This window comes from Streptomyces sp. ID05-39B (assembly GCF_033794725.1).
Classification (GTDB): Bacteria; Actinomycetota; Actinomycetes; order Streptomycetales; family Streptomycetaceae; genus Streptomyces; species Streptomyces bobili.
Map to the genome: position 1 here is coordinate 1 of NZ_JARGEF010000390.1, position 4,740 is coordinate 4,740.

The following is a 4,740-nucleotide window of genomic DNA, read 5'->3' on the forward strand; positions in this document are numbered from 1 at the left end:
GGCTCACTGGCGGGCCGGCTGCCGGGCGGCGGCGGGCGGGTCGCCGTATGGGCGACGCCCGCGCTGGAGACGGCCGTGGCCGTCGTGGCGGCGCTGGAGGCCGGGGTCGTGGTGGTGCCCCTCAACCCGAAGTCCGGGGAGAAGGAACTCGGGCACATCCTGTCGGACAGCGCGCCCGCACTCCTCCTGACCGCGCCCGGGGACGAACTGCCTCCCGCGGTACGTGACCTGCCCCGCGTCGACGTGGACGTGCGAGCCACCTGCGGACGGCTCTGCGACCTCGGCACGGACCGGGTTCCCGTGGGCGACGAGGACCCCGCCCTCGTCGTCTACACCTCCGGCACCACCGGCCCGCCGAAGGGCGCGGTCATCCCCCGGCGGGCGGTCGCGGCGACGCTCGACGCGCTCGCCGACGCCTGGGAATGGACCGGCGAGGACGTGCTCGTCCACGGGCTGCCGCTGTTCCATGTGCACGGGCTGGTGCTGGGCGTCCTGGGGCCGCTGCGGCGCGGCGGATCCGTGCGGCATCTGGGGCGGTTCTCCGCCGAGGGGGTGGCCCGGGAGCTGAACAGCGGCGCGACCATGCTGTTCGGGGTGCCCACCATGTACCACCGGCTCGCCGAGACCCTCCCCGACGATGCCGGTCTCGCCAAGGCGCTCGGCCGGGCCCGGCTGCTCGTCTCCGGTTCCGCCGCGCTGCCCGTGCACGACCACGACCGGATCACCGCCGCGACCGGGCAGCGGGTGATCGAGCGGTACGGCATGACGGAGACGCTGATGAACACCTCCGTGCGCGCCGACGGGGAACCCCGCGCGGGCACGGTCGGGCTGCCGCTGCCGGGCGTGGAGCTGCGGCTCGTGGAGGAGGACGGGACGCCCCTGACGTCGTACGACGGGGAGAGCGTCGGGGAGATCCAGGTGCGCGGGCCGAACCTGTTCACCGGGTACCTCAACCGGCCGGACGCCACGGCGGGGGCGTTCACCGCCGACGGGTGGTTCCGGACCGGGGACATGGCGGTCCGCGACGGTGACGGTTACGTGCGGATCGTGGGGCGCAAGGCCACCGACCTGATCAAGAGCGGCGGTTACAAGATCGGCGCCGGTGAGATCGAGAACGCGCTGCTGGAGCATCCGGGGGTGCGGGAGGCGGCCGTCACCGGGGAGCCGGACGCCGACCTCGGGGAGCGGATCGTGGCGTGGATCGTGCCACAGGATCAGCAATCACCGCCGTCCGAGAGCGAGTTGGCCGACCATGTGGCGATGCGGCTCGCCCCGCACAAGCGGCCCCGTGTGGTGCGGTATCTCGACGTGCTGCCCCGCAACGACATGGGGAAGATCATGAAGCGGGCGCTGCCCTCATGAGCGGCTTCCTTCCGGGCGGCCCCCTTCCGGGCGCCCCCGTTCCGGGCGGCCCCCTGCGGCTCTCCGCGCGCGAGATCCTCGCCCTCGTCTGCGACTCCACCGACTCCACCGACTCCACCGACTCCTTCGACGAACTCGCGTATCCGGCAAGGGAGTCCGCGCCGGACGGCCCCCTCTCCTGGCCCGGCTACGGCGCCTCCCGCGCCCGTGCCGCCGAGCGGACCGGAGAGACGGAGTCCGTGGTCTGCGGCACCGCCCGCGTCGGGGGCACCCGGGCCGTGCTGATCGCGTTCGAGTTCGGTTTCCTGGGCGGCTCGCTGGGCGAGCGCACCGGCGACCGGCTGGAGGCGGCGTACACCTGTGCCCGCGAACACCGGCTGCCGGTCGTCGCGTTGGTCGCGACGGGCGGTTCCCGGATGCAGGAGGGCATGCCGGCCCTCACCCAGCTCCAGCGGGTGGCACGGCAGTCGGCGCTGACGCGACAGGCCGGACTGGCGCAGGTGGCCGTGTTGCGCGATCCGACGACGGGCGGCGGCTGGGCGACCCTGGGCGCGGGCGCCGACGTGGTGCTCGCGATGGCGGGCGCACAGGTCGGCTTCGCCGGCTCGCGGGTACGGCCGCCCGACGCGGACCCGGCCGCGTACACCGCCGAGGCGCAGGTCGCGGCGGGGTCGGCGGACGCGGTCGTGGAACCGGAGGCGCTGCGGGAGACACTGGGCAGGTGGCTGCGGCTGCTGACCCGACCGTCGCAGGAGCCCGCGCCGGTCCCGCGCGCCCTCGGGGCGGAGGATCTCCCGGCCACCGGATGGGACGCGGTCCGGCGAGCCAGGTCGCCGCAACGTCCGCGCGCCGATGCCTACTTGGACGCCTACTTCACCGTGCGGGCCACGATCGGCGGCGACCGCTGCGGCGGCACCGATCCGGACGGCATGCTGTGCGGCTTCGGCGAACACCGGGGCCGTACCGTCGCGTACGCCGCGCAGACGGGGGCCGCGACCCGGCCCGCCGGCTATCGCACCGCCACCCGGCTGATCCGGCTCGCGGACCGGCTCGGCATCCCGGTGCTGACCCTGGTGGACACCCCGGGCGCGGCCAACGACGCCGAGGCGGAGCGGCAGGGCGCGGGCGCGGCGATCGCCGAACTGTTCGCCGCGGTGGCCACCGCGCGGACGCCCGTCACCACCCTGGTGGTCGGCGAGGGCGGTTCCGGGGGCGCGCTGGCGCTGGCCGCGCCCGGCCGCACCTGGGCCGCCCCGGACAGCTATTTCTCGGTGATCGCCCCGGAACTGGCCGCCGCGATCCTGAAGCGGCCGCCCGAGGAGGTCGAGGCGACGGCCGGTCAACTCCGCATCCGGCCACAGGACCTGGCGGAGCTGGGGGTGGTCCGAACGGACCTGCCGTGACGCGTGCCGACGCCACGGGAGGCGGTGCGGGAGGAGGTGCGGGTACGGAGTGGCCGGTTTCCGCCAACACCGGCGGGCGGCGGAGGCGGGAACAGGACAATCTCGCGTACCGTCCGTAACAATGGCGGTGCGCAGAGCCGCGGTTCGATGAGTACGACGGGGGCGTCATGGCAGCAGTGGTGGAGTTCACGACGGACGACGGTGGCGTGGTCGCCGTCGAGGCCGTCGAGGAACAGCGGCCCGGTTCCCGGCTGGTGGCCCGCGGAGACGGGACCGTGCAGGCGGCCCGTACCTTCGAGGGCGCCCTGGAGGGCGTGCGTTCGGCAGCGGAGTCGGCGCTGCGGGTGTTCCGCGACGGCGCGTTGCGGCCCGACGGTGTGGAGATCGAGTTCGGGGTGAAGCTGGCCGCCGAGACGGGCGCGATCATCGCCAAGGGAACGGCGGAGGGCCACCTGATCGTCAGGCTGACCTGGTCCCCGTCGACGGACCGGGCGCAGGACACCGTGCCGGCGCCGCAGGGGGACTCCGCTTCGCCTTCCCCCCGCCCAGGGCCCGCCGGGGCCTCATGAGAAGCGCCGAGTGGCAGGCCCGGATCGAGTGCGCCGGACAGGTCGTCGGGGCCGGCTTCCTGATCACCCCGCGCAAGGTCCTGACCTGCGCCCATGTCGTGCACGAGGGATCCGCCGAGACGCTCGCGGTGACCTTCACGGAGCGGCCCGGATCGGCGCCCGTCCCGGCCCGGGTCGTGGCCGAGGGCGGCTGGGCCGGCGGCGCCACCGACCTCGGCGACCTCGCCGTACTGGAACTCGCCCACGAGGTGGAGATCGCCCCGGCGGCGCTCGCGCCCGTCGACACCGCGTACGGCCGGCAGCCGCGCAAACTCGTCGTGTACGGCTTCCCGGTCGGCTTCGACGAGGGCACGCTCGCCGAGTACCGCGTCACCGCACCGCAGTTGATCAACCAGGAGTGGATGCAGCTGGAGGCCTGGCAGCCGGACGGGCAGCCGCTCGAACCGGGGTTCAGCGGCGCCGCCGTCACCCTCGTCGACACCGGTGAGGTCGTCGGCATGGTCACGGCCGCGGCCGGGACGCGGGGCGTGCGCAACGGGCGGATGATGCCCACCGAGGTGATGGCCCGGCACTGGCCCGGTCTCGCCGGGCTCGTCCCCACCTCCGACCACGGCACCGCCGACCGCGCCCGGCTGCGGGAGCTGGTCGAGCGGGCGGTCCGCGCCGGCCTCGACTGCGACCCCGTACGGCTCTACCGGGCCGCCGCCGGACCGCTGGACCCCGAGCCGCCGCCGGAGGGCTTCGACTCGTTGCGCTCGGCCGCGCTGTTCGTGCTGTGCGAGATCGACGGCGAGGACGCGGCAGACACGGTCTCCCGCTTCACCGAGCACGTGGAGGCGTTGTTCCGGGCAACCGTGGAGACGGCCGCCGTGCCAGAGTGGTCGCCCATCCTCGTCGACCTCCGGCACAGCGGCGCGGGCGACGGCCAGGTCCGCGTCGAGGTGTCGGCGTACAGCGGGGGCCGTCGGCATCCGGTCGGATCCGACACCGTCCCGCAGTCCCGGCTGCACGGCTATGTACAGGAGCGGATCGAGGCGGCGTTCGGGTATCTGACCCCCGGCTCCGACGAGTTGATCGCGTTCGCGCTGCCCCGTGACTGGATCGACCTGCCGGTGGACCGCTGGGCGAGCGCCCCCGACGACGACACCCCGCTCGGCTGCGTCTACCCCCTGGTGGTCACCGACCAGGCGCGGCGGCGGGCGGGCGCCCGACACCAGCTCACCCGCGCCTGGAACCGGCTCGACGCGGTGCCCGGCGCCCAACTGCACCGGGTGGAGTGCGGCACGCCGGAGGAGCCACGCCGGCTGCGGGTACGGCTGCGGCAGCCCGACGCCTGTCTCGCCGGGTTCGGCACCGCGCCCGCCGCGCCCCGCACCCGCCCCCACTTCGACACCACGCTCACCGCC

Annotated in this window: 4 protein-coding genes; all 4 read left to right on the plus strand. The window is 74.9% G+C overall.

Annotated elements, in window-relative coordinates:
• A partial coding sequence (locus P1P75_RS39720; protein WP_319264520.1) for an acyl-CoA synthetase occupies positions 1-1,362 on the plus strand: 1,362 nt, incomplete at its 5' end.
• Positions 1,359-2,765: a carboxyl transferase domain-containing protein gene (locus tag P1P75_RS39725; RefSeq protein WP_319264522.1), complete on the plus strand. Its 1,407-nt coding sequence runs from the start codon at positions 1,359-1,361 to the stop codon at positions 2,763-2,765. The genes P1P75_RS39720 and P1P75_RS39725, both read left to right, overlap by 4 nt.
• 167 nt (positions 2,766-2,932) lie before the next feature.
• Positions 2,933-3,334, plus strand: a complete 402-nt coding sequence (locus P1P75_RS39730) for a CU044_2847 family protein (protein ID WP_319264524.1) — start codon at positions 2,933-2,935, stop codon at positions 3,332-3,334.
• A partial coding sequence (locus tag P1P75_RS39735) for a trypsin-like peptidase domain-containing protein (protein WP_319264526.1) occupies positions 3,331-4,740 on the plus strand: 1,410 nt, incomplete at its 3' end. The genes P1P75_RS39730 and P1P75_RS39735, both read left to right, overlap by 4 nt.